A 23,562-nucleotide genomic window follows, 5' to 3' on the forward strand; every position below is an offset into this window, starting at 1 on the left:
GGCACCGCCGTCGGCCCCGGGGAGATCCGATGACCGACACTATTCAGCTCGGCGACGTCACGGTCACCCGGGTCTGGGAGTACTACGGCGCGGTGGAGATGGCACCCGAGGTCTTCTTCCCCGGCAACTCCGAGCAGGTCTGGGCCGACAACGCGGACTGGCTGCAGCCGACCTTCCTCGACCCGGCCACCCGGGTCGTCAACTCGGCCATCCAGACGTGGGTGCTGCGCAGCGGCGGCCGGACCATCCTCATCGACACCGGCGTCGGCAATCACAAGGAACGCCCGTACGCGCAGGTCTGGGCTCACCACGACTCGGACTTCCTGGCAAACCTCGCCCGGGCCGGCGTACGCACGGCGGAGGTCGATGTGGTCGTCAACACCCACCTGCACATCGACCACGTCGGCTGGAACACCCACCTCCACGGTCGCAACTGGGTGCCGACCTTCCCGAACGCCACGTACGTGATGCCGAAGGCTGACTTCGACTTCTGGAACCCGGACAACAACAACGCCACCGTGCTCGGACGGGGCAACCAGAACGTGTTCGAGGACAGCGTGATCCCCGTGCATCAGGCCGGGCAGACGCTGCTGTGGGAGGACAGTCACCGCCTCGACGAGAATCTCGTCCTGGAACCGGCGCCGGGACACACGCCCGGATCCAGCGTCCTGACACTCACCTCCGGCACGGACCGGGCACTGTTCGTCGGCGATCTGGTGCACAGCCCCGTGCAGGTACTCGAGCCGGACGCCAACAGCTGTTTCTGCGAGGACCCCGTCGCCGCCGCCACCACCCGCCGCCGGCTGCTGGGCTGGGCCGCCGACCACAACGCGCTGGTCGTGCCGGCCCACTTCCCCGGCGGCGGCGCCCTCGAGGTCACCCGCGACGCCGACCGGTTCGCCATCAAGGATTGGGCGCCATTCCGATGACCATCGTCACCACCACCCACGGTGCCGTACGCGGCACTGGCGCCTTCCGCAACATTCCGTACGCCGCACCACCCCTCGGCGCCGCCAGGTTCGCGGCTCCCCGGCCACACCCGCCGTGGGAGGGCGTCCGCGACGGCACCACCTTCGGCCCCAACGCGCCGCAGTCCGAACGCCGGCTCGGCGACGTCGACATGTCGGGCTACTTCGGCGACGGCTGGCACCGGGGCGAGGACTACCTGACCGTCAACGTCTGGACGCCCGACGCCAAGGGTTCCGGTGCCCCGGTAATGGTGTTCGTCCACGGCGGCGGGTTCGTCGCGGGCTCCAACCGCGCCGCCTACTACGACGGGTCCACCTTCGCCCGCGACGGCGTCGTCCTGGTCACCGTCAACTACCGGCTCGGAATCGCGGGTTTCCTGGACCTGCCTGATGCGCCCGCCAACCGAGGCTTGCTCGACGTGGTGGCCGGCCTGCGCTGGGTACGGGAAAACATCGCGGCCTTCGGCGGCGACCCGGACAACGTCACGCTGTTCGGGCAGTCGGCCGGCGCCACCATCGTCGGCGGCGTACTCGCCACACCCGACGCCGCCGGGCTCTTCCGGCGCGCAATCATCCAGAGCGGAAGTGGCCTCGGTGCGTTCAGCCGGGAGCAGGGCGCCCGCGTCGCCCGGGCAGCAGCCGAGATACTCGGCGTCGGGGCAACCGCCGAGGCGCTCGGACAGCTGACGGACGAGCAGCTGGTCGAGGCGGCCGCACAACTGGCGGGCCTCGACCTGCGCACGGCGGACCACCGGGACCCACTGATCGGACTGAGCCCCTTCAGCCTGGTCTCGGACGTCCAGCCGGCCGACGCCGTCGCCACCGGAATGAGCGCCGACGTTGATCTACTCATCGGCACCAACACCGAGGAGGGCAACCTCTATCTCATCCCGGTCGGCAGGTACGACGGTTCGACGAGCGCCGACGTGCACGCCGTGGCGGCGCTCGCCCACCCGGAACCGGAACGGCTCGTCACGGCGTACCGGAGAAACCGGCCTGACGCGACGGACGCCGAGCTGCGGTCGGCCATCCTGGGTGACGCACTGTTCGGAGCCGGCAGCTGGGCGCTGAGTGAGGCGCACTCCCAGAACTCACGCTCACGGACGTTCGGGTACGAGTTCGGCCGGCGCGATCCCCGCCTCGGCGCAACGCACACGATCGAGCTGCCGTACGTATTCGGCGACTCCGACGTGCACGACACCTGGATCCGCTTCGCCCGGACGGGTGATCCGGGCTGGGAGCCGTTCGAGGCGGACCGCAGGGCCACGATGCACATCGGTGCGACGTGGGAACAGGTCGACGATCCGCGTGGGCCTGAACGGCTGGCATGGCGACGCCGCACACCCGTCGGGGCACCGGTCTCCGCGTCGCCGCTGTCGCGAGGCATCCGCAAGGGAAACATCCTGCAGGTGTCCGGGCAACTCCCGTACGACCCGGCCACCGGCGAGCTCAGCGGCAGCACGGTCTCCGCACAGACGGCGCAGGCCCTGCGTAACGTCATCGCCGTGCTGGAGGCGGGCGGCGCGCACCTCGCGGACGTCGTGATGCTGCGCGTGTACCTCGCCCATCCCGGTCACCTGAACGAGATGAACGAGGCCTACGCGGCACTGGTCGGAAGACCGTATCCGGCCCGCACGACCGTCTACATGCAGCTCCCACCGGGCGTGATGGTGGAGGTCGACGCGCTGGCCGTACTGAGCTGATGACGGTACTGATCACACCGTTCCTCGCGGTGTTCGACTTCTTCGCAATGAGCACGGCCGGGCTGGGTGCTCCGGCCCTGGCCGTCTTCACCACCGCGTACGCCGCCGGGCCGGTCCTGGCCCTGCTCATGTATGGCGGACACCCCGGAGTGCCGCCGTGCGGCTCAACCCGGGGTGAAAGTCGCGGTGAACGCTGGCCTGGGTCATGAGTGACATCACCGCTGACGTCTACCTCAGCTTCCAGGCCGACATCTGAGCGTCTACGGGCGTCGCCGGGACGCCTCAGTCCGCGGACGGCACGGACCGAGGGCCCCTCGCCTGTCCGGCCCGGACCCGTTACCTACTCGTGATGGTGGTTTCCGAACTCCTTCGGCGGGCGGCGCATCGCACCACGTGTCGGAAGAACTCAAACGGAGAACGGGGAAGACATTGCGCAAGAACCACCTCGCCGCGGGGCTGCTCGGGACGGCGCTCGTCGTGGGATTCGCAGCGCCCGCCGAGGCGAGCGCTACGGGAACGGCATCCGTCGTTTCCTACCAGGATGGCCAGATGGTCGTCTTCAAGGCGGCGTCCGGCAAGGCCAACCGGGTCGTCATCTCCAGCGCGTCGACGCACCACTACCTCACGCTCGACGACACGTACCCGATCAGGGCCGGTGCCGGCTGCAAGCCGGTCAAGGGTGACAGGACCAAGGTGACCTGTGGCCTCGGCGAACTCACCGAGCGGGTCCGGGTGCACACCTACGACCGCGGCGACAGCATCACCAACAAGACCCGGCTGAAGCTGATCGCGTACGGCGGTTCCGGCAACGACACGATCCGGGGTGCCTCGGCCGGCGACCTGATCTACGGCGGGTCCGGCAACGACACGGTCCACGCCAACGGCGGCAACGACAGAATTCATGGCGGCTCGGGGAACGACATCCTCTACGGCGGTTCCGGCAACGACCACCTGATCGGCGGCACGGGCAAGGACACGCTGCGCGGCGGCCCGGGCTCCGACCGCATCTCCTAGAACGGGCGACGACGCGGTCGGCTCCGCCTCGAGCAAGGAGGGAGGCGGGGCCGGCCGCAGGACGACGGGATGACAAAGAACGGTCGGGCGTGATCGCCGACGAACCTTGACATGCCGAGGGGAGTGCTGTTCCCAAACCACCACGCCAGCACGCAGATCATCCACCACGAAGGCGAACTGGTCGGCTGGCCTGTTCCCCGTGACGGAAGCGGGCTGACGCAGGAACAGGCCGCGATCAGTGCAGCAGATCTGGGACGCCGACTGTCGATGGCCGAGGTAGAGCTGACATTCTTACGGTCATGCTCCCCACCGACGGACATGTTCACACCGAATGGTCCTGGGACTGCGAGCCAGGTGACATGGAGGCCAGTTGCGCCCGGGCGCTGGCCATGGGCCTGCCGGCCATCGCCTTCACCGAGCACCTCGACTTCACCGTCTGGACCAGGGTGGAACCGGCGCCGGATGCCCCCGCGAAGGTCACCGACCTGATCACCGAGGACGGGACGCTGGCCCCGCCCCGGCTGGACGTCGACGGCTATCTGGCGTGCGTGCAGCGTTGCCGGGAGAAGTTTTCCGACCTGGTGATCCTCACCGGGGTGGAGGTCGGCGAGCCGCATTGGCACCGGGATCAGGTTGCGGCGGTGCTCGCGGCGGGGCGGTTCGACCGCGTCCTCGGCTCCCTGCACACCCTGCCGCTGGGCGCGGGGCTCAATGAGCCGGGCGAGCACTTCGCACGACGGCCGGCCGCGGAGGTGGTTCGCGACTACCTGGCCGAGATTCCCCGGCTGGTGGCCGGATCCACGGACTTCGAGGCGCTCGCCCACATCGACTTCGTCAGCCGGTACTGGCCCGCGACCGCGGGGCCGTTCGACCCCGCGGACTTCGAGGAGGAGTTCCGGCATGCGCTGACGGTGGTGGCGGCCGCCGGCCTGACGCTGGAGGTCAACACGAACCGGCGGCCCTTCCCGGAGGTCGTGCGGTGGTGGAGGGAGGCCGGAGGTGCGGTAGTCACCTTCGGCAGCGACGCGCACTGTCCCGGCGGCGTCGGCGAGGGCTTCGCGGAAGCAGTCGCCATGGTCGAGGCGTTCGGCTTCCGTCCCGGCCGGCACCCCTACGACAGCTGGTACGCCTGACGCGATCTGCATCTGTGGCATGCGGTCGCCGTCGGCGCCCCACCGGAAGGTGCGCCGCCAGCCTGTGGGCTGTCAGCGACGGCCCCAGATCAGCCGGCACGCGTACGGCAGCGTGTAGGAGCCCTCGGGGCTGCGGTAGTCGCTCAACAGGTCACCGAAGCGCACGCGGGCCCTGGCAAGAAGGTCGTCGTCGGCATCCTTGAGTACGGCCCCGAGCATCGCCGGACCGGTTGCGAGTTCCCACATCGCCGACTCGTGGGGGAACTCGACGGACCACGACCAGAGTTCACTGGCGACCTCGGAGAGTCCGGCCTGGACGAGCCATTGCTCCCGGCGACCGGGCATGGCGAGGTGCTCGAGCCGCTGGATCGAGGCGGTCGCCTGCGCGGGCAGCCGTTCGCCGACAGCTTCCGAGATCGCGTACGTGAGGATGTTCTTGCTGGCGGCGTCCCAGGTCGCGATGCTGAACGCCGCGCCGGGGCGCATCACCCGGGCCAGCTCGCGAGACTCGGCCCTCGGGTCGGCGAAGGACAGCACGCCGAACCGGGAGACGACCAGGTCCGTGCTCTCGTCCGGCAGGTCGAGCTGCTGGCTGTTCTGCACTGCGAAGCGGACGCCGGTGATCCCCCTTCTGGCCGCCTTGGTGCGCGCCATGCCGACCATGGGTTCGGCCGCCTCGACGCCAACCAATTCCAGTCCGGGGAAGCGCTCCGCCAGGGTCAGGCCGGGCTCGCCCGTGCCGCAGGCGACATCCAGCACCTTGGCGCCCGCCGCAGGCTCGGGAATATGTTCCATGATCCTGGTGGTCACCGGTGCCAGAACGGGCAGCATCTGGGCGAAGCTGTCGGCAAGCCGGCCGAAGTCGAAACTGACCTGGGATGACATCGTCCTGCTCCGCGATAGAAGGGTGGGTGAGGAAACCGTGGAGGACATGGTTCGGCGGGAGTGCCCGTCGCCCCTGCCGTTCCGGCTCGGCGACGTCCGTGGACATGACGCCTAGAGGACCGGCACGACCGGCCGGCGTACGCCGTTCGGCAGGTGGCGGTTCTCGACGAACGGCACCCCCGGCGCCACCGCCGAAGCGTCGTCGAGCCGCGCGCTCTGCTCCTGCGGCAACGTGAGGCTCAGCGCCGCCAGGTATTCGTCCAGCTGCTCGACGGTGCGCGGGCCGATCAGGGGAATGAGCGCGGTCGGTGACTGGGCTTGGCGGTGCAGCAGCCAGGCCATGCTCACCTGCCCGGGCGTGACCCCGAGCTCGGCCGCGATGTCGAGGACCAGGTCCAGAATCGTCTTGTTCTCGGCGTGCACCAGCGCTCCCCGCCAGTTCGTCAGCCGGCCCGCGTCGCTCGTGCGGTACTTGCCGGTGAGCCGTCCACCGCCCAGTGGGGACCACATTCCCACGCCGAGGCCGAGCGCGGTGGCCATCGGCAGCAGCTCGCGGTCGGCGGTGCGCTCGAGCAGGCTGTACTCGGCCTGGATGGCGGTGACCGGCGCCCAGCCACGAAGGTCGGTGATCGCCGTGGCACGCGACACCTGCCAGGCCGGGAAGTTGGACAGTCCCGCGTACAGAATCTTGCCGGCCGAGACCAGGTCGTCGAACCCGCGCAGGATCTCGTCGATCGGCGTGAGGCCATCCGGGAAGTGCGCCCAGTAGAGGTCGATGCGATCGGTACGCAGGCGGCGCAGGCTCGCCTCGACGGCGCGGACCATGTTCTTGCGGCTGTTGCCGGAGACGGTGATTCCGCTGTGCGTACCGTCGGGGCTGCCGAATTTCGTGGCCACCGTGAAGTGATCGCGATCGGTGGCGAGCAGGTCACCGAGAATCTCCTCGGATTCCGCGCGCGCATAGCTGTCGGAGGTGTCGATGAACGTTCCGCCGGCCGTGGCGAACCGGTCGAACATGGCGCGAGCCTCGTCGGGAGTGGCACCGCTGCCCCACCGTGTTCCAAAGTTGACGGTGCCGAGTGCATAGGCGGACACCCGCAGGCCGGAGCGCCGGCCGAAGTTCTGATGCAGCATGAGGGGGAAAACCTGACCGACCACGGCGTCGCCGCGGTGCATCGAGGGACGGGATTGCTTGGACATGCGAAACGGGCTGGTTCAGCTCAGCCCGGCGTTTGCCCGTGGCGGCAGCGCGCTGACGCCGAGCTCGCGGACGCAGCGTTCGTAGACGTTGGCGGCCAGGACGGGATCGCGGGCGGGCTTCGGCGGGTCCGCGGGGGCGCCCTTGGCGAAGAAGCCGCCGTTCGGCGATGGCGTGATTCTGCTCGTGGCGAGCAGAACGGGCGTACGGGCCGCCTTGTCGGGCGCCTGGGCGAAGAGTCCGCCGACGGCGGCGACTGCCTTGAGTATCCCGCCGGACTTGGCGTTGAAGCCGGTCCTGATGACGCCAGGGGTGGCGCTGTACGCGCTCATGTCCGCCGGGAGCCGATCCGCCAGCGCGGCGGTGGCCAGGATGCCCAGCAGTTTGGCGGAGCCGTAGACGGCCAGCTGAGGGAATCTGCTACGCCAGGAGGTGCCGGTGACGTCGGGGTTGTCGGCGTCGACGCGGCCGCGGGTGACCAGGTCGCTGGAGATGGAGACGATCCGGGCGGTGGGGGCGAGCAGGCCGGCGCCGAGCAGCACATGGGTGAGGTGCAACGGTGCCAGGAGGTTCAGCGCGTGGGTGCGTTCGACACCGTCGGCGGTCTCCGCATAGCCGGCGAAGGCGGCTCCGGCGTTGTTGATCAGCACATCGACGTGCCCGACGAGGTTGCGCAGCTGGGCTCCGAGGGCCAAGACACCGGCGCGGTCGACCAGGTCGGTGTGCAGAGCGTGCACGGTACGCCCGGCGGCCTGCGCGGCGAGAACCTGGCGGGCCTCCCGGGCGCTGCCGGCGTCGCGGGTGACGGCGACGACGTCGAAGCCGGCGGCGAGCAACTGCCGGGCGGTGGCCTGCCCGAGACCGCCGGCCGCGCCGGTGATGACAGCGGTACGCGTGTTCATGGGTGCTCCTGATCAGCGAGGGATCTGCAGGGTGAGATCGGCGCGGTGGCCGTCCCCGGCCGGCTGGATGCTGAGCCAGCTTCCCGGGGAGCCTTTGGCGAGCCGGATCTCGATGTCGGTGTCGTTGCGGTACGGGCTCCGGCCGCGCGGCGCGTAAGGGGGCAGCGTCTGGACGTGGGCGGCGAAGTCGTCGGGGAAGTACAGCTCGGTGCCGAGCGCCGCTGCGCCTTCGACGCAGACCCGGGCGTGGATGTGCACGGTGCGCGGGGTGTACCAGCCCGGGACGATGGTCTGGAACTCCACGTACCCGGCGTCGTCGGTGTTCTGCAGACCACGCAGGAACATCGCGTCGTCCGTCGGCCGGAACCGGCGCAGCGTCAGCGACACCAGCGCCGGGAACCTGTCGGCGCCGTAGCGCTGATAGCCGGAGTAGATGCCCCGCGAGTCGCAGTGCCAGATCTCCACGGACGCCCCGGCCAGCGGCGCCAGCGTGCCGGCCCGCACGACGCGGAGGCGCAGCAGCAGCGGGACGCCGTCACGGCCCTCCCGTACGTCGCGCCGCACCGGCGAGCCGGGCACGTAGTAGGGCCCGTTGCCCTGGCCCGCCGTGGCCTGGTCCGGGTCGAGCGTGGCGGCGCGGCGGATGGTCGCCCGGTTGTCGATGAAACCCAGCACCGTGGTCAGTACGCGGCGCCGTAGCCGGTCGCGTGCCGATCGTGGCCGGCCCACGGTCCCCGCCATCGCAGATCCTCCGTTCCAGCATTGCTTGGACTGTCCAAGCATGTTCGATGCTGACGGAGAAGCTTGGAGTTGTCAAACATTGGATGCTCAAAGCAGTATCCGGTACGCTGAGCGGATGGAGGAAGAGTCGTTGACCTACCAGCTCCTACGGATGCTGCATGCCATGGAGAACGCGACCAACGCGGAGATCCGGGACGTGCTCGCCGAGCTGAGGCTCACCCACGCCCTGGCCGACATGCTGTGGCAGCTGGACCCGGCCGGTCCGGCGCCGTCCATGCGGCACATGGCGGCCCGGCTGCGTTGCGATCCGTCGACCGTGACCTTCCTCGCCGACAGGCTCGAGCAACTGGGCTATGTGGTCCGCACCACGGCCCCCACCGACCGGCGCACCAAGGTGCTGAACCTGACCGACGGCGGCCGCGCCGCCCGGAGCCATCTGGTCGAGGCCGCGACCACCCGTACCCCCATCGCCCGCCTCGGCAGCGCCGAGCAACGCCGCCTGCACACTCTGCTGGCCAAGGCTCTCGCCGACACCGCCCCGGAATCGGAGGGTGTGGGCGCGACAATCGTCGCCGCCCCCGGAAAGGACCGGCACCACACGTCAGCCCGCCGGACCGTCCCGGGTCGATCGGGCTGACCTGGTCCCGCCTCCCGGCCGGCATACCCAGCAGTCCGCCACGAGTTCAGCCGGCCGCGGTAGCCGGCGACCGCGTGCCGAACCCCGGCCACCCCGGTCCCCGCGATTCTCCGCCGTGACGCATCCGGCGAGACGCTATGCGCACTCCGCGACCACGACCATTCGATCGTGATCGCTTCTCAGTGGCTCACCGTCCTCGCCGTACCCGGCCACGTCGGTGAACCCGGAAGCGGCACACCAGTCGCGCAGCTCAGGGAAGGCGAACAACCGTTTGACGAAGGTCAGTTTGCGGGCCCGGCCGTCGCGAACCACGGTGCGTTCCACCTCGAAGCGCGCCGTCAGCGGATCCAGGTGATGCCGGTCGGCAAGCAGGTCGCCGTTGTCGAGGCGCGCCGTGATCCGCGAGGGCGTGTAGGACATCAGGAACTTCGGCAGGTTGTCCAGGTCCATGGCCAACCGGCCGCCGGGTCGCAGGAGGCGCGCGATCTCCCGCAGAACGCCGCGGTTGGTGGCGTCGTCGAAGTACCCGAACGCCGTCGTCCAGTTCACCACCCGGTCGAACCGAGCGACCCACGGCGGAAGTTCGCGCATGTCGCCGGCCACGTACTCGACGTCCACGGCCATCGCCGCCGCGTCACCCCGAGCGCGATCCAGGAAGACCGCCGACGAGTCGAGGCCCGTGACCCGGCAACCGCGCGCTGCCAGCTCATTCGCCAGCACGCCATGACCACAGGCAAGATCGAGCACCCGCATGCCCGGCTCCAGATCCAGCAGCCGCCAGACGACGTCCGCGGCGGATGTGCCGGTGTACGCGGTACCCACCACCGGTCCGTGCGTCGGTGCGCCGCCAGCATCCGGCGCGGAGAAGAAATGCAGATAGTCCTCGTCGTACATCGCCGCCGCGTTGAACAGATCCGCCGTCACGATGCCCAACCGTATGGTCGAACACGGGGCCGGACAACCTCCGCGGGGAGCTCATCGACGACGGCTGCTCCAACGGTCGTGGTGGACCGCCGCCTGCAGGGGACGGCGTCGGCGCCATCCGTGTCGCTCGAGGTCGGGCACCGCCTGCAGGTGACTGACCGGGCCGAGGCACAGCCAGGCGACCGGCCGGATGCCGGCGGGGATGCCGAGCAGCCGCTGCAGGAACGGCTCGCGGTAGAACGACACCCAGCCGACGCCGAGATGTTCGGCGGTGGCGGACAGCCACAGGTTCTGGATGGCCAGGCATACCGAGTAGAGGCCGGCGTCGGCGATGGCGTGCCGGCCCAGCACGGCCGGGCTGCCCCGGTCGGGGTCGTAGGTCACCACGATCGACAGGCTGGACTCCAGCACGCCGTCAATCTTGATCCGGGAGAACCGGTCGGCGTCCTCGGCATCCAGGGTGGCGGCGAACGTCTCCCGCTCGTGCTGGACGTGCCGGTGAAACGCTTCCCGCACTCCGCGGTCCCCGATCACGACGAAGTCCCACGGCTGAGACAGCCCGACGCTGGGTGCGGCGTGCGCCGCCGCGAGCACCCGATCGAGTACGCCGGCCGCAAGGGGCTCACCGGTGAATTGGGCGCGCACGTCCCGGCGGCGGTGGATGACGTCGTACAGGTCGCTGATCATGGATAGGCTCCCGCCGTGCTCTCTGGTCACCGCGGCGGGCCCGTGCCGACATCACACCGGCTTCCCGATTCTCCCCACCATTCGTGGGACGCCCCGCACCAATTCATGCCATCGAGCACGCTACCAACCGCGCCCGGCCGCCCCTGCCGCACCCAACCGCCCGAGCGGCGAGGCGGTCTGGACACCGGCCTACGTCCTGGCCCACGCCCACCGCCATCGTCATCCGCCCCGGGCTCCCCTCGGGCTCTGAGTTCCGCAGATCCGTGGCCCGCTGGGCGACTGCCTCCCGCACCGACTGCGGCGGCGCCCTATTCTCTCATTCGGTTATGATGAAGCGCCCCGCTCAAGTAGATCGAGAAGCATTTCGAGACAGCTGACCATTGGATAGGAACAGGCAATTAGGATCGCGCACTTCTCTGACACCAACACATATCTTCCGAATGGCGTGGCTACGTCGCTGCGCCTTCTTGTGCCGTCGCTGCAGAGTCATGGCGTGCATTCCCTGATAGTATGTCCAGGCCGTCATGGTCAAACTTGCATGAATACACCGACAATACGGCTGCCATCGATTCCGATACGCCGATTCGGCGGTCGATTCGCTGTTCGCTTCAGCAGTGCAGTCATTGCAAGGATCCGCGAGTGGAGCCCCGACGTCGTGCACGTACACACGCTGGGTCCCATCGGAATCTGGGGGGTATCATTCGCCCGGGACCTAGGCCTGCCCCTTGTCCAGACCTACTGGACGGACCTGCACCGGTACGCAGATGCGTACCGTATCCCCGACTGGGCATTACTGGCCGCCGCCAAACTGATCGCCACTCGCCTGGGAAAGAGTCTGCCAACGAGCCGGGCAGGAAGGGCGCAGCTGGTGAGCACAATGTGCTCCATGATTCTTGACGAGTCGGACGTGGTCGTGTCGCCGACACAGGCGGCAATTCTGCGGAACGGCTTTGCTCCATCGAAGCATGTTGAGTACATTGCCGCTCCCAGCGATCTCTCCTCAACCGCACCAGCGGTCACTCAACGAGAGGGATTCCGTAGACGCTGGCGGATCGATGATGACGCCAGGGTTGTACTCTTCGTAGGGCGGTTGCACTCGGAGAAATCCACAAGTTTTCTGTTGACCGCCTTCGGTCTCCTGCTCAGAAGGCTGCCATCAGCAAGACTGGTGCTGGTCGGCACGCCGGTGCGGCGGGCCAAACTCGCGCTGCAGATAGAAAGAGCAGGCGTGCTGCGCCAGACCATCTGCACAGGAAACCTGAACGGCCGGGAGCTCGAGGCGGCCTATAGCGCAAGCGACGTTTTTGCGTTTCCATCGACAACAGAAACCCAGGGGCTGGTACTGCACGAGGCTGCCTTGGCGCGCCTGCCCACCGTCATCCGGGACAGTCTGTTGCACAGCTGTCACCCATTAGGAGAAGGCCTTCTTCTTACCGAGGAGAGTCACGTCGAGTTTTCGGACGGCATCTTGCGGCTACTGACCCAGCCTGGCTTGTCTGCACAACTCGTAAGCCGGAGTCATCGCAAGGCCACTGCACAAAATCTCCCCGCGTACGGCTTGGCGATGCTGAACGCCTACCAGAAAGCGGTCGAGATACACCCACCTGGAGCCTGCCGTTGAAAGCGAATACCGGAGAAACCCGGACGGCAAAGGATGGGTGAGGCTCACCCCCTGTTGGATATCGTTATTCCGGCATGCAATGAACGCTACTGGTTGAAAGACCTATTTTCGACACTCTCGACGCAGGACACCTCCGACATCGCCATCCATCTGGTGTGCTCCGGCTGCACGGCCGAGCTGTGCTGCCTGGACCCGGTACCGCCAGGCGTATCGATCATCCGTACTGGACTGGGCGTCTCTCACGCTCGCAACCGCGGAGCACTGGCCGGGAGAGCGCCGTGGATTCTATTCCTCGACGCCGACGTGCTATTGCCGCGGTTCTTCCTGATCGAAGTCAGGAATATAATCAAAAGCAGTGACAGCGATGCGATCTCTTTCAGTTTCTACGCAGATACTGACGACCTCATGCTTAGGTTGGGCACACGACTGACATATTATTATCTCCGGGTGATAAGCAGGCTGCTATTCCCAAGCCTTCCAGGGTTCGCCATGCTTGTCCGTCGCAAGTCATTCCTGCTTGCCGGCGCGTTCGATACGACCCTGTCGATCGCCGAAGATGTAGAGTTCTCGCGTCGGCTGCACCGAATGGGTTTTACTGTCAGTTGGTGCACGTCGTTGTGGCTGGTCGCCTCGACCCGCAGATTCGATACCGGTTTGGCAGAGCGATTCAAGACACTTCGCCTCTACGCTCTGGCCGAAACTATTCGGCTTACCCCCGGCCTTCTTCTCCGTGCGAAGCTCCCGCAGTTGCCGAGGAGGATTCATCCGCGCGCTGCGCGGAGGAGATTTCCTGACACGTTGCCACTACGGCCTCCGGCACATCGGCCCGACGAAAATGTGGATGATGCTGCGGCAAGAAGAGAGCAACAATCTGCAATACATGAGTCGCGCCGTACACGACGGCTGCTACAACCTTGGCTGCCACCCACGGCCCGGGAACGAGACAAATCGCGGTGAAGCCGACGACCACGGCGCAAAAGATTCCGTAGCTGACTATCGAAGTGAAGAGATAAAATAGTTCGAAACCTCTAGGTCTAGGTTCAAATATTGACATGGTTGCGGTACGGAAGCTCGGCACGTACGCGCCGATGAGCCGTTCGTCAGCCTGGTCCGGATTCGTCCCCAACAAGGCTTCGAGACGCGTGAGCAGCCGGGCACGCACCCACGTGGACGAACTTGTCAGAACAAAGAACCCGAAGATCGCGATGGTGATGCTTGGACCGGCCAGCTGCAGCCAGAGAGGAACTCCTTGGAGCTTTCCCGCCTGATATTTGCTGAGCATGAATCCCGTTCCGGCAATAACATAGGTCATGCCCAACGCGAGAATCGCAGTACTCACGGCCGCCGACTGCGCATCGTCCTGCCGCTCCACCGCGTAAAGCGCAGTCAGGTTCTGACGGAGATGACTATCCATCTGCATTGTGGCTGGCCCTCGCAATCTATAAGTCTGGGCTTCATCACCATACCGGCGCGAGGGCCTTGTGCGACATCCGGCCGCCCTCACTGGACGGACGGGCCGAGAACGAGCTAATCAAAGACGGTGTACGCAGTCCACCGAGGTAGTCCGTCGCGCTGCGACCCGAGATCGCCGTGTTGCCGCATTCCCTCGACCTACCCGCGAAGATTCTCAGACCTTGGACGGCGGCGCCGCCATGGGATACCGCCGTCTTTCTGCACTGCGATCTCTCCCGGTCAACCTGCTGTGATCGCGCGGGCGGATTGATGTGTCCGGCATGACGTCCCGGGTCGAAGTCGCTGTCGAGACAGCTTTACGGCGCCTCGGGTGATCGCGGGCTTCGGCCCCGTCGCAAATCGTTGACCTGCGAGTATGTCGATGTGGGCTTCTTCGACGCAGCTTCTCCGCAAGACGCCACCCCCGAGACGAGGTGGAGCAACGGCGCGGCGGACGAAGTCTGGGACGGCTGGGGCACCATGCTTCCTGGGGTGGTGAACCGGCGCCTGGTCGTCGCGCGGAGCACCGAGGCGGTGGTCGCGGTGACGAGCCTGCACGCCTACCCCGACGGCTTCGCCGTGACCTGGACGGCCGTCTGGCTGCCGCCCGTCGGCCGGCGGATCCACCGTGCCGACATCGGTGTGTGGCTCGGCGCTGACCGGCTGCCCGACGAGCTGCTGAGACTCGGGGTTCAGTTCGCCGACGGACGCAAGGCCACCAACCTCGACGTCGAGCGGTACAACCCCGCCGACAGCCCAGTGCTGGACAGTGACGGTGGTGATGGCGGCAACCACCAGCTCAGGGAGCACCATCGCGTCCGGCCGCATCCTCCCGACGGCCCGTTGAGGTTCGTCTGCGAATGGCCGGTGTTCGGGATTCCGGAAAGCAGTGCGGCAGTGGACGCGGGCCTCGTTCGGGCGGCCGCCGCCGACGTGATTGCGCTCTGAGACGGCGTCACCGTCGGCCGGCATCCCCCCGGTGTCGTCCGCTCTTCCGGGTGGCGATGCGCCCGGGGATGACCACTGAAAGTAACCCGGCGCCTACGATGGTCCGGTGCCGCACCTCCGTCAGCCTGCCGAACGGGAGGTTGACCCGGCGGTCAACCGTGGTGGCCGGGACGAGCCGGCCGAACGCTTCCGCGGCGCACCGGGTGGCGTCGTCCACGGCGCCGGGAACGGCGCCGTCGCACGGGCGCTGCACCGCGCCGCGTCGACCGGGGAGTCCTCCGCCGATCGAACCACGCTGCCGGCTGCCGTCGCCGACGGGATCGCCGCGGCACGCGGCGGCGGTCGCCCGCTGCCGGAGGAGGTCCGAGCCGAGATGCAGCAGCGGCTCGGTGCCGACTTCTCCGCGGTCCGGATTCACGATGACGACCGCGCCGACCGGCTGACCGGCGAGGTGCACGCCGAGGCCTTCACCACCGGTGCCGATGTCTTTTTCCGGGCCGGCGCCTACGACCCGGCCAGCGCGTCCGGGCGGCATCTGCTGACCCATGAGCTGACCCATGTGATGCAGAACGCGAGCGGGGCATCCGGTGCCGGGAACCGGGTGAGCCGGCCCGGGGACGCGATCGAGGTACAGGCCCGCCGGGTGGCCGACGCGGTCGTGGCCGCTCCGTCGACGGACACACCGACCGCACCGGCTCCGGCGGTGATCGCTGCGGTGGGCCTCCACCCGGCGGTGGGTAACCGCACCATCGGGCGGCTCGCCGGACCGGTGGCACGGTTCGGGCCGTTCGACTCCGGTCCGCCGGTGCCCGACACAGAGCTGCGCGACCGTGCGCTCGGGCCCGGCGGTGCGGCGAACGACGCCAAGGCGATCCGCGACTTCGCGGTGGCCGACGACGGCCAGAAGGCTCAGCTCATGCAGCTGATTCTGGCGGACTGGTGGGTGGGCCCGGAGGGCGAGGCGGCGCTCGAGCGGTGCTGGGCCAGCCTGCCGGGCGAGCGCCTGGCGGCCTTCGCCACCACCCACCCCGGCCTGTGGACGCAGAGCGTCGACCGGGGTGCGGAGATTGAGAACCTGCCGCAGGTGGTACGGCTCCGCGACGAGTTCCGGACCGACGTACGGACTCTGGCCGAGCAGTACCTCACCGGCAACCGCCAGATCGTCGAGGCGGAACTCCACCGGTACGGCCTCGCACCGGGTGCGTCGGGTGCCGCGGGCCCGCCCGGACACGACGAGGAACTGCAGCGGCTGCAGGTGGCCGCTCGCGCCTTGGCCGCCCTGCAACGCGCGCAGGAGCAGGCTCGTCAGGCGCGGGTCGGCTGGCGGATCGGCGACGGGGGCGACGTCGACCCGGACTGGACCGGCCGCAGGGTGAAGTACCAGGTTCCGTTCGACCCGGCACAGGCACCGCCGTTGCGGGAGGATCCCGGGCCGGAGTATCCGAACGGCGACGTCCTGCTCCATCCCGTGCGGTCGTACGAGGACGTGCTGACGCACCATCACCAGGCGATCCGGTCGATCGGCGGGCTCATCGCGGCGTTTCCGGCGCTCTTTGCGATGGCCCGCGGGGGCCGCAGCGGCGAGACGACGCAGTTTGCCGAGGCTCGGGATCCGGCCATCGCCCGCGAGCGCCTGCGGGTCGGCCTGACCGGGGTGCTGGACGACATCCGGCGCACCGGCGAAGCGCTGTCCGGCGGCCGACTCGACCTGATGGACCTGGTCCCGTTGCACGACCAGCTCCGCGCCGCGGCCGCCCCGCTCGCCGGCGACCGGTGGACCGGTGGTTTCCGCCGCCGGCTCGCCGACGAGATGACCCGCGACCGGCAGGCCGAGCGCATGCTCGCCGAGCTCGGCTTCCAGGTCCTTCAACAGGTCGCGTTCCTGGTCGCGCCGCTGACCGGTGGGCTGACCCTGGTCGCGATCCTGGCGGTGACCGCCACGGTGTCGGTGGGCCGGGCCATCGCGTCGGAGCGGGACTTCCAGACGTTGCAGGGCGCCCAGGGCACGGCGGTGGCGCCCGGCACCGGCCTGGTGAGCGACGCCCAGGTCGACCACGCCTCGCGGGTGGCCGACGCGGAGGCGGCCGCGGCCGCCCTCGCCGCCGTCGCGCTGGGCGCGGCTGTCGTCTCCGCCGCGGCCGGTCGCCCGGGTGGCACCGGAACCGGCGCGGGCGGACCGGCAGCCGGCGAAGCCGCGGCCGGCGCGCAGGCGGCCGGCACCGAGACCGCCGCCGGTCAAGCCGCGGCGACAGGCCAGACGACCGCCGCGAGCGCCGGTGGTTCGGCGCCGCGCATGGGATCCGGTCTCCCGGTCCTGCGCGTCGACGTGGCCGACGTGGTGGTGGAGGAGGAGGTTCTCGCGGACGGCGGACTGCAGATCCGGATCAGCTTCGACGATCCGATGCACGGTACGTTCCCGCTGGGTGAGGTGGACGTGGTCGTGATCGAGGGGGTACCCCGTGCCCGCATGGGTCTGACCGCCCGGGCCACGATCGGCGGCGTCGAACACGCGGTGCGGCTGGTGGAGTCCGGCAGCGAGCTGTCCGTCACCCGGCACGCGATCGACCAGGCCAACGCCCGGTACGCGCGCGTGTTCGGGCCGCAGATCCACGCCTTCGACGGTCAACTCGGCGCACAGAACCTGCGCAACTTCCGGGTGGAGTTCGGCCGGTCCCGGATCAGGCTGGCCGCCGCGAACCCGGGCTGGGGGCCGGACGAACTGCACCAGGCGGCGGCGCAGGACGCGATCCGCCGGATGTCGTTCGGGCAGCATCGGGTGGCCGCCGGCTACGCGGACTTCCGCATCGACCTCGGCGACCTCATCGAGATCGACTTCGGTCCCCCGGACGGCGTGATGCTGGTGCCGGCGATGGTGGACGTCGAGGCGACCCTGCGGCCGTTTCCGGGGCCGGCGCAGTGACCGGGGACCGTACCGCCCCGGCGCCGGACGCCCGGACGCTGCGTGAGCTGACCGCCGCCCTCGGACACGCGCCGCGGACCTACGGCCCGGTCGGGGATCTCGGCGCCGTGCCGGACCGGGTGGTGGCCGCGGCGCGGTCCCTTCCGGAGCATCTGCGCCTGCCGTTCCTGCGCCTCGTCGTCGCCGCGGCGGAGCATCGCTGGCTGCCCTGGTTCGCCGCCGAGGTGGTCGACGGCGGTGCGGATCCGCGCCGGTTCGGCCGGAGCGGCGTCCTGGTCGTCGCGGCGCCGCTGAACGAGTTGCTCCGCACGCCGCTGACGGTCCTGCTGGGCCGCCTGGACGCCGGCGCCGGCTGGGTGGCGGTGCCGGCGGACCGGCTGCAATGGGAGCGCGGCAACGAGTTCACCGGGGCGGCGGCCCGCCCCTGTCCCGCCCTGAACCACCGCTGGCCGGCTCCGGCCGGCGTGAGCCGGATCCATCTACGCCGGACCGCTCCGGCCGAAGCCGACCCGGTGCTTCGCGCCCGCCGGTGGTTGGCGTCGCGGATCGCCGCCGCCACGGCGGCGCCGACCGGCCTGATGACGGTGGACCGCGCTTCGCTCAGCGCCGACGCCCGGATCGCCCACGCGGCGCTGATCCGGGAACAGCGGATGGCCGGGCCGGCGGCGGCGACGGTTCCGGGATTCGCCGGGCCGGCCCAGTGGTACGCCGCTGCCGACCCGGACGACGTACCGTGACGGCCGCGATCCGGACGCTCGACGAGACATCTGGCCGCAGCCGGGCCGCGGGTCAGACGCGCGGCCCGGCTGCCACGGCCGGGGCGGCGGTCACCCGGCGCTGGAGAGCAGCTGGTCGGCCGCGCGCTGGATGCTCTGGCTGAAGTAGGCGACGTCGGTGTAGACCGGGGTCGGCTCCTCGCCGGCGTCCCAGTCGCAGTCCGAGCCGGCGCTCACGATGCCGACCTGTTCCCAGGTGCCGCTGGGGAGCCGGTGCAGGGCCGGTCCGCCGGAGTCGCCGGGGCAGTGGCTCCTCTGGTCCACGGACTTCGCGCAGACTGTCGCCCTCGGGTACTCGGGATGCTCCGCCCACCAGGGGTCGTCGAAACACTGCTCGTCCGGCAGGAACGGCAGCTCCACCTTGTGGAGGAAGCGTTCCTGGGGACCGCCGGACTTCTTCGTGCCCCAGCCGGTCACCGTGAGCGTCCGCAGGTCCTGGGGCTCGGTGGCGAACCTCAGGGTGGGCAGGTCGAGCGGCTGCTCCAGCTTGACCACCGCCCAGTCCGGCCCGTTCCACCACTCGGTCCCGCCGATGATGGCGGTGGACCTGGTGGACGTCCGCTGCGGGTCGTCCAGGTCGGCGGCGCCGGAGACGACGGTGAAGCTGTCGCCCGGCTGCTCGTCGACGCAGTGCTGGGCGGTGAGCACGAGTTGCGGATGAATGAGGCTGCCGCCGCACCCCACCGGGAGGAGCCGGACCATCCACGGGAACTCACCGGGCGCGGCCCGTTCACCGCCACTGATGGCGGCGGCCGGAGCCGCCGTGGCGAGTACGGCGGCCAGCGCCACCCCGGCGGTCAGAAGTCGTTCGAAGCGCAACGGGCCTCCTTGGAAGGACTGCGGGTACCTGGGTAGGACGGTGCCGGCGGACCTTCCGGTTGCAGTTGCCCGACATTGCGGCTCGGCTCCCCCGGTCGCGGCGGGTTGCCCGGGGATCAGCGCACGACGAGCCGCAGGTCCGCCGGGTCCACCTGCTCGGCCGCGTGTCCGGCCATCACCGCCCGGAGTGCCGCCACGTCGATCGGGCCGGTGACGGAGATCAGCGCGGTCCGGCCCGGGTCGACGAAGTCCATCGGGACTCCGCCGGCGTACTCGATGGTGGTGACGGTCAACTTCTCGGCCACCGGCCGGTCGGCGGCGGCGAGACGCAGTTCCACCGTGTCCCCCACCCGGACCGTCCCGGCGACACCGCGCACCGTGCCGCTCAGCGATCGGTGGGTCAGCCCGACGATGGCGAACAGTTGCAGCTGCGGGTCGTCGTCCATGGTGCACCTCCGGAACGAAACGGTCGGTCTGGTCGGGGAGGACAGGCTTGCGCGGGTCTCAAGTGGACGGCCGGATCTGGCTGGACGGGCCATGCCCGTGGGGCGGACGGGGTGCCACGATGATGGGTCACGGCATGCGATGCCGCTGATCACCGGGAGGACCCATGCGTACCCTCAAACGACTCGTCATCCTCGTGGCCGCCACCGCGGCCACCGTGCTGGCCTGGCAGGCCGCCGCCAACGCGGCGTCGATGGTCGAGTACGCGCTGCTCTGATCGTCCGCACGACGGCGCCGGACGGTGACCTGCCGGTCCACCGCGAACCGGCCGGCCGGGAGCCCGGTTGGGGTCACCGGCCGGCCACCTGGCGGGTCAGCCGGTCCAGGCCGTTCCTGATCACCTGTCCGTACTCGTCGTCGCCGAGCGCGTCGAGTCCGGCCCGGGCCTGCTGCAGGTGCGCGCGAGCGCGGTCGAGGTCGCCGAGCCTGCGGTAGCAGTCACCCAGGTTGAGGTGCAGGGACGGGGATAGACCCGCGACCGGCAGCGCCACGCCGGCGCGCTGCGTCCGTTCGTCGGTGAGCAGGTCGGCCGCGGCGAGCGCCCGCTGGTCCCAGATCAATTCCTCGGGTACGTCGTCCTGCACGTCGGCCATGGTGTGCGCGAGCACGCACACGTGCAGGGGGTCGCCGTGCTCGCCGCCGATCTCGTCCCAGATCCGGCTGAGCAGCCGGCGCGCGGCGTCCCGCCGGCCTTGGTGATGGTGCAGCTGCGCCGCCTCACCGATCCGGACGAGCGTCGGGTCGGTGATCATCGGATGTGTCCCTCCCGCTTCCGTGTCCCGCCCGCGCCGGGACGCCCACCGTCCACTCTGGCCGGACGACCGCCGAGCCGTCTACTGGCCCGTGCGCCCGTCGATGCATTCACGTAGCAGATCCGCATGGCCACAGTGCCGGGCGTACTCCTCGACCATGTGAATCAGAACGTCGCGCACGCTGACCCGCTGACCGTTGGCCATGTCGACGAGGCCGTCCAGCTCAACGCCCGAGTCCAGCCACTGGTCAGCGGCAGCGATCTGTGCCTGCCAGACGGCGAACGCATTCTCCACGACGGCCGGGTCGGCCACCGCACCTTCGAAATCGACGTCCGGCTGCTCCGCGGACCAGAACGGCCGTGGCGTGTCCCGGTCGCCCTGCAGGGTGCGCCGGAACCAGCTGTGTTCCACGCCCGCCATGTGCCGGATCAGGCCGAGCAGACTCATCGTCGAGGGCGGCACCGATCGGGTCGCCAACTGCTCCGGCGACAGGCCGTCACACTTCATGCCCAGCGTCAGGCGGTAGTTGGTGAGGTACTCCCGGATGGTGGCCAGCTCGCCGACCGGGTTGCGGTCGGCGTACCGGGAATCCTCCTCCGGCGGTGCCCACATGCCGCGGTAACCGACTTCGCGTTGACGCGTCATGCGGGCATTCTCCCAGACCGCCGACCGTCTCGCGGGCCCGCCGCTGGGCGGACTCGTGCCGGCGGCCGCGCCCGGCGGCCGGGTACGGCGACGAGCAGACATCAACGAACATCAGTAGAGTCAGGCGTTGTGAACCGACTCACCGCCCCATCGGCCGTCTGCGCCGTCGCCCTCGCGCTCCTCACCGGGTGCTCCTCGGACGAACCCACCGAGGCCCGCCCGTCGGCGCCCGCGGCGTCCGTCGCAGCCGGCTCCGCTCCGCCCACCGGGCCGGCCGCCTCGGCATCCGCGCCGGCCGCCGGAACCGGCTCGGCGCTGTGCGGGCAGGTGGGCGCGGCGAAGGCGGCGCTCAACGAGGAACTCAAGCGGGTGGTGTCACCCGACGGTACGGTGCCGCCGGCCGAGGGCAAGAAGGTGTTGACCGGCCTGGCCACCAAGCTGACCGATCTGGCCGCCTCCGCCGACGGCGAGCTGGCCAAGGCGCTCGACGGGCTCGCCGCCGAGGCGACGAAGGCGGCCAAGGCCGCCGACCCGGTGCGGGCGGCGTTGGGCGCCTCGTTCGACGCGGCGGGCCAGCGGGTCGACAAGGCGTGCGCGAAGACCTGACCGCAGTCCGGAACCGGGGTCGGTCGCCGGCCGGGGCGGCCATGGTGACTGCTCGACGACGCCGAGACGGCCGGCGTGCGGCGGGTGGTCTACGTCAGCAGCACGAGCGTGTACGGCAACGCGCTGGTGCCGACGGACCGGGCGGTGTGGGGTCGTATCGCCTAGGATCGCTGTCTGACGGCCGCCTCGTCGAAGGGCACGACCTGATGACCGATGCCAACATCGACGTGAGCCGGCCGAGTAGCGCGCGGGTGTGGAACTACCTCCTGGAAGGCACAGACAACTTCGCCGTCGACCGGGAGCTGGGCGAGGCGCTCCGCTCGGCGAACCCGGGAATCGTGGCGGTGGCCCGGGCCCAGCGGAGGTTCCTCATCCAGGCGGTCACGCTCCTGGCCGGCGAGCGGGGGATCCGGCAGTTCCTGGACATCGGCACCGGCCTGCCGACGGCCGACAACACCCACGAGGTCGCGCAGCGTGTCGCGCCCGACTCGCGGATCGTCTACGTCGACAACGATCCGCTCGTGCTGGTGCACGCCCGTGCGCTGCTGACGAGTTCGCCGGAGGGTGCGACCGCCTACATCGACTCCGACGTGGCGGACCCTGAGCGGATTCTGCGCGAGGCCGCCCGGACGCTCGACTTCAGCAGGCCCGTGGCGCTGACCATGATCGGCATCCTGGGCAACGTCGCCGACTACGCCGAGGCCCGGTCGATCGTCCGGCGGCTGCTCGACGCCGTGCCGCCGGGCAGCTACCTGGTCGTGAGCGACGGGACCAGCACCAGCGCGCAGAGCGTGGAGAGCCAGCGGGTCGCCAAGCAGAGCGGTCATCCGTACAACCTGCGCACCCCCGAGGAGATCGGCGGCTTCTTCGACGGGCTGGACCTGCTGGAGCCGGGTGTGGTGTCGACCTCGCGGTGGCGGCCACCGCCGGGCACCGAGCCGGAGGCCCTCGACGTGTACTGCGCGGTGGGCCGCAAGCCTTGATGCGCCACCCCGCCGCGTTGATCGAGGCTGCTCGGTCGCTCGTCGGCAGGCACGGCGACGGGAACATCCACACGGTGGCCGCCGCCGTTCTCGACGAGCACGGGCGTACCCATGTCGGTCTGAATCTGTATCACTTCACCGGCGGACCCTGCGCCGAACTCGTCGCTCTGGCGGCGGCCCGGGCGGCCGGCGCCAGGGCCCCGCGTCTTCTCGTCGCGGTCGGCGACGCCGGCCGGGGCGTCCTGGCGCCCTGCGGCCGCGACCGGCAGGTGCTCGCCGACTACTTTCCCGACATCCAGGTCATCGTGCCCACCGGCGCGGACGTCCGGGTCGTGCCGATCGGTGACCTGCTGCCGCACACCTACCGGTGGCCGGCTCAGCAGGTGCAGCGGTTGCGGTTCCGCGCCGGCCACCTGCCCGCGGTCCGGGACGGGAGCAAGCGGGTGACGATGCGGTACGCGGATCCGGTTCAGGTGGGCCCGGCGCTGCTGGTGTTCGAGTTCGACGAGGAGATCTCCCTGCCCGGCCGGATCACGTCCACCATGGCCAAACGCCTCGACCGGGTCACCGACGACGAGGCCCGGGAGGACGGCTTCGCCGGCGCGGCCGATGTGCTGCCGGGATTGCGGGACTACTACCCGGGGCTGCAACCGGGCGACGAGATCGTGATCGTCCGGTTCGACGTGGACGACGGCTGACCGCGCCCCGTTTCGGGTTCGGGGTGTCGCCCGGCGATCCGCGAAG

General features: G+C 69.7%; 24 protein-coding genes, 1 pseudogene and 1 riboswitch. Of the genes and pseudogenes, 14 read left to right on the forward strand and 11 right to left on the reverse strand.

Annotated features, from left to right (window positions below; genetic code table 11):
- Positions 1–29 precede the first annotated feature (29 nt).
- From LDL48_RS27290 to LDL48_RS27310, 5 genes are all read left to right on the forward strand, one after another.
- On the forward strand, positions 30–929 hold the full coding sequence (locus LDL48_RS27290) for an MBL fold metallo-hydrolase (protein WP_225258084.1): 900 nt from the start codon (positions 30–32) through the stop codon (positions 927–929).
- Positions 926–2,671 (forward strand): carboxylesterase family protein, encoded by a 1,746-nt coding sequence (locus LDL48_RS27295; RefSeq protein WP_225258085.1) that lies wholly within the window; start codon positions 926–928, stop codon positions 2,669–2,671. The genes LDL48_RS27290 and LDL48_RS27295 overlap by 4 nt, the downstream gene beginning before the upstream one ends.
- On the forward strand, positions 2,671–2,880 hold the full coding sequence (locus LDL48_RS27300; protein ID WP_225258086.1) for a hypothetical protein: 210 nt from the start codon (positions 2,671–2,673) through the stop codon (positions 2,878–2,880). The genes LDL48_RS27295 and LDL48_RS27300 overlap by 1 nt, the downstream gene beginning before the upstream one ends.
- A 340-nt stretch (positions 2,881–3,220) precedes the next feature.
- The gene (locus LDL48_RS27305) at positions 3,221–3,685 is read left to right on the forward strand and encodes a calcium-binding protein (RefSeq protein ID WP_225258087.1); all 465 of its coding nucleotides are present in this window, start codon (positions 3,221–3,223) and stop codon (positions 3,683–3,685) included.
- A gap of 299 nt (positions 3,686–3,984) precedes the next feature.
- Positions 3,985–4,818: a PHP domain-containing protein gene (locus LDL48_RS27310; protein ID WP_225258088.1), complete on the forward strand. Its 834-nt coding sequence runs from the start codon at positions 3,985–3,987 to the stop codon at positions 4,816–4,818.
- 72 nt (positions 4,819–4,890) lie between these two features.
- On the opposite strand, the gene LDL48_RS27315 is transcribed toward LDL48_RS27310, so the two are convergent.
- From LDL48_RS27315 to LDL48_RS27330, 4 genes are all read right to left on the reverse strand, one after another.
- Positions 4,891–5,703, reverse strand: a complete 813-nt coding sequence (locus tag LDL48_RS27315; protein ID WP_225258089.1) for a class I SAM-dependent methyltransferase — start codon at positions 5,701–5,703, stop codon at positions 4,891–4,893.
- Between the two features lie 111 nt (positions 5,704–5,814).
- Positions 5,815–6,903: an aldo/keto reductase gene (locus LDL48_RS27320; protein ID WP_225258090.1), complete on the reverse strand. Its 1,089-nt coding sequence runs from the start codon at positions 6,901–6,903 to the stop codon at positions 5,815–5,817.
- Between the two features lie 15 nt (positions 6,904–6,918).
- Positions 6,919–7,803, reverse strand: a complete 885-nt coding sequence (locus LDL48_RS27325) for an SDR family NAD(P)-dependent oxidoreductase (RefSeq protein WP_225258091.1) — start codon at positions 7,801–7,803, stop codon at positions 6,919–6,921.
- Positions 7,804–7,815: 12 nt separating this feature from the next.
- The gene (locus LDL48_RS27330) at positions 7,816–8,544 is read right to left on the reverse strand and encodes a dioxygenase family protein (protein ID WP_225258092.1); all 729 of its coding nucleotides are present in this window, start codon (positions 8,542–8,544) and stop codon (positions 7,816–7,818) included.
- Between the two features lie 115 nt (positions 8,545–8,659).
- Between LDL48_RS27330 and LDL48_RS27335 the strand changes: the two genes are divergently transcribed.
- A complete protein-coding gene (locus LDL48_RS27335) occupies positions 8,660–9,181 on the forward strand; it encodes a MarR family winged helix-turn-helix transcriptional regulator (RefSeq protein ID WP_225258093.1) in 522 nt (173 codons plus the stop codon).
- A gap of 135 nt (positions 9,182–9,316) precedes the next feature.
- Here LDL48_RS27335 and LDL48_RS27340 read toward each other — a convergent pair whose 3' ends face one another.
- Together LDL48_RS27340 and bluB are read right to left on the reverse strand one after the other, a co-directional pair.
- Complete coding sequence (locus LDL48_RS27340; RefSeq protein ID WP_225258094.1) at positions 9,317–10,105, reverse strand: class I SAM-dependent methyltransferase; 789 nt, start codon at positions 10,103–10,105, stop codon at positions 9,317–9,319.
- A 51-nt stretch (positions 10,106–10,156) separates the two neighbouring features.
- Positions 10,157–10,792, reverse strand: a complete 636-nt coding sequence (gene bluB, locus LDL48_RS27345) for a 5,6-dimethylbenzimidazole synthase (RefSeq protein ID WP_225258095.1) — start codon at positions 10,790–10,792, stop codon at positions 10,157–10,159.
- Positions 10,766–10,901: riboswitch (cobalamin riboswitch) on the reverse strand. (Overlaps the previous gene by 27 nt.)
- 336 nt (positions 10,902–11,237) lie before the next feature.
- Between bluB and LDL48_RS45450 the strand changes: the two genes are divergently transcribed.
- Together LDL48_RS45450 and LDL48_RS45165 are read left to right on the forward strand one after the other, a co-directional pair.
- Positions 11,238–12,413 (forward strand): glycosyltransferase, encoded by a 1,176-nt coding sequence (locus LDL48_RS45450; protein WP_504786025.1) that lies wholly within the window; start codon positions 11,238–11,240, stop codon positions 12,411–12,413.
- A 33-nt stretch (positions 12,414–12,446) separates the two neighbouring features.
- Positions 12,447–13,010 (forward strand): annotated as a pseudogene (locus LDL48_RS45165) (glycosyltransferase family 2 protein); the annotation flags it as partial.
- A 112-nt stretch (positions 13,011–13,122) separates the two neighbouring features.
- Here the strand turns inward: LDL48_RS45165 and LDL48_RS27365 are convergent.
- Entirely contained in the window at positions 13,123–13,827 is a 705-nt protein-coding gene (locus LDL48_RS27365) for a hypothetical protein (protein WP_225258124.1), read from the reverse strand.
- A 422-nt stretch (positions 13,828–14,249) separates the two neighbouring features.
- On the opposite strand from LDL48_RS27365, the gene LDL48_RS27370 reads away from it, so the two are divergent.
- The 3 genes from LDL48_RS27370 (at position 14,250) to LDL48_RS27380 (ending at position 18,470) form a co-directional block, all read left to right on the forward strand.
- Positions 14,250–14,813 carry a hypothetical protein gene (locus LDL48_RS27370; RefSeq protein WP_225258096.1) on the forward strand — a complete coding sequence of 188 codons (564 nt, stop codon included), beginning with the start codon at positions 14,250–14,252 and terminating at the stop codon, positions 14,811–14,813.
- A gap of 106 nt (positions 14,814–14,919) precedes the next feature.
- Complete coding sequence (locus LDL48_RS27375) at positions 14,920–17,733, forward strand: eCIS core domain-containing protein (RefSeq protein ID WP_225258097.1); 2,814 nt, start codon at positions 14,920–14,922, stop codon at positions 17,731–17,733.
- Positions 17,730–18,470, forward strand: coding sequence for a hypothetical protein (locus LDL48_RS27380; RefSeq protein ID WP_225258098.1), 741 nt, complete (start codon positions 17,730–17,732; stop codon positions 18,468–18,470). The genes LDL48_RS27375 and LDL48_RS27380 overlap by 4 nt, the downstream gene beginning before the upstream one ends.
- Before the next feature lie 90 nt (positions 18,471–18,560).
- On the opposite strand, the gene LDL48_RS27385 is transcribed toward LDL48_RS27380, so the two are convergent.
- The 4 genes from LDL48_RS27385 to LDL48_RS27400 all read right to left on the reverse strand — a co-directional run bounded on the left by LDL48_RS27385 (position 18,561) and on the right by LDL48_RS27400 (position 21,229).
- On the reverse strand, positions 18,561–19,328 hold the full coding sequence (locus LDL48_RS27385) for a S1 family peptidase (protein WP_225258099.1): 768 nt from the start codon (positions 19,326–19,328) through the stop codon (positions 18,561–18,563).
- A gap of 116 nt (positions 19,329–19,444) precedes the next feature.
- Positions 19,445–19,774, reverse strand: coding sequence for a hypothetical protein (locus LDL48_RS27390; protein WP_225258100.1), 330 nt, complete (start codon positions 19,772–19,774; stop codon positions 19,445–19,447).
- 348 nt (positions 19,775–20,122) lie between these two features.
- Positions 20,123–20,584 carry a tetratricopeptide repeat protein gene (locus tag LDL48_RS27395; RefSeq protein WP_225258101.1) on the reverse strand — a complete coding sequence of 154 codons (462 nt, stop codon included), beginning with the start codon at positions 20,582–20,584 and terminating at the stop codon, positions 20,123–20,125.
- Between the two features lie 81 nt (positions 20,585–20,665).
- Positions 20,666–21,229 (reverse strand): DinB family protein, encoded by a 564-nt coding sequence (locus LDL48_RS27400; RefSeq protein ID WP_225258102.1) that lies wholly within the window; start codon positions 21,227–21,229, stop codon positions 20,666–20,668.
- Between the two features lie 129 nt (positions 21,230–21,358).
- Here LDL48_RS27400 and LDL48_RS27405 point away from each other — a divergent pair, with 129 nt between their 5' ends.
- The 3 genes from LDL48_RS27405 (at position 21,359) to LDL48_RS27415 (ending at position 23,516) form a co-directional block, all read left to right on the forward strand.
- A complete protein-coding gene (locus LDL48_RS27405) occupies positions 21,359–21,835 on the forward strand; it encodes a hypothetical protein (protein WP_225258103.1) in 477 nt (158 codons plus the stop codon).
- Between the two features lie 206 nt (positions 21,836–22,041).
- A complete protein-coding gene (locus LDL48_RS27410; RefSeq protein WP_225258104.1) occupies positions 22,042–22,818 on the forward strand; it encodes an SAM-dependent methyltransferase in 777 nt (258 codons plus the stop codon).
- A 17-nt stretch (positions 22,819–22,835) separates the two neighbouring features.
- Complete coding sequence (locus LDL48_RS27415) at positions 22,836–23,516, forward strand: ASCH domain-containing protein (RefSeq protein WP_225258105.1); 681 nt, start codon at positions 22,836–22,838, stop codon at positions 23,514–23,516.
- Positions 23,517–23,562: the final 46 nt, after the last annotated feature.

The organism is Jidongwangia harbinensis, from assembly GCF_020216025.1.
GTDB lineage: Bacteria > Actinomycetota > Actinomycetes > Mycobacteriales > Micromonosporaceae > Actinoplanes > Actinoplanes harbinensis.

Bases quoted from the DNA above. Each gene is read 5' to 3' on its own strand.
- LDL48_RS27335 (WP_225258093.1), top strand. From the start codon at position 8,660: ATGGAGGAAGAGTCGTTGACCTACCAGCTCCTACGGATGCTGCATGCC.
- LDL48_RS27395 (WP_225258101.1), bottom strand. From the start codon at position 20,584: ATGATCACCGACCCGACGCTCGTCCGGATCGGTGAGGCGGCGCAGCTG.
- LDL48_RS27310 (WP_225258088.1), top strand. From the start codon at position 3,985: ATGCTCCCCACCGACGGACATGTTCACACCGAATGGTCCTGGGACTGC.
- LDL48_RS27295 (WP_225258085.1), top strand. From the start codon at position 926: ATGACCATCGTCACCACCACCCACGGTGCCGTACGCGGCACTGGCGCC.
- LDL48_RS27410 (WP_225258104.1), top strand. From the start codon at position 22,042: ATGACCGATGCCAACATCGACGTGAGCCGGCCGAGTAGCGCGCGGGTG.
- LDL48_RS27390 (WP_225258100.1), bottom strand. From the start codon at position 19,774: ATGGACGACGACCCGCAGCTGCAACTGTTCGCCATCGTCGGGCTGACC.
- bluB (WP_225258095.1), bottom strand. From the start codon at position 10,792: ATGATCAGCGACCTGTACGACGTCATCCACCGCCGCCGGGACGTGCGC.
- LDL48_RS27330 (WP_225258092.1), bottom strand. From the start codon at position 8,544: ATGGCGGGGACCGTGGGCCGGCCACGATCGGCACGCGACCGGCTACGG.
- LDL48_RS27365 (WP_225258124.1), bottom strand. From the start codon at position 13,827: ATGGATAGTCATCTCCGTCAGAACCTGACTGCGCTTTACGCGGTGGAG.
- LDL48_RS27290 (WP_225258084.1), top strand. From the start codon at position 30: ATGACCGACACTATTCAGCTCGGCGACGTCACGGTCACCCGGGTCTGG.
- LDL48_RS27300 (WP_225258086.1), top strand. From the start codon at position 2,671: ATGACGGTACTGATCACACCGTTCCTCGCGGTGTTCGACTTCTTCGCA.
- LDL48_RS27325 (WP_225258091.1), bottom strand. From the start codon at position 7,803: ATGAACACGCGTACCGCTGTCATCACCGGCGCGGCCGGCGGTCTCGGG.
- LDL48_RS27400 (WP_225258102.1), bottom strand. From the start codon at position 21,229: ATGACGCGTCAACGCGAAGTCGGTTACCGCGGCATGTGGGCACCGCCG.
- LDL48_RS27320 (WP_225258090.1), bottom strand. From the start codon at position 6,903: ATGTCCAAGCAATCCCGTCCCTCGATGCACCGCGGCGACGCCGTGGTC.
- LDL48_RS27315 (WP_225258089.1), bottom strand. From the start codon at position 5,703: ATGTCATCCCAGGTCAGTTTCGACTTCGGCCGGCTTGCCGACAGCTTC.
- LDL48_RS27305 (WP_225258087.1), top strand. From the start codon at position 3,221: ATGGTCGTCTTCAAGGCGGCGTCCGGCAAGGCCAACCGGGTCGTCATC.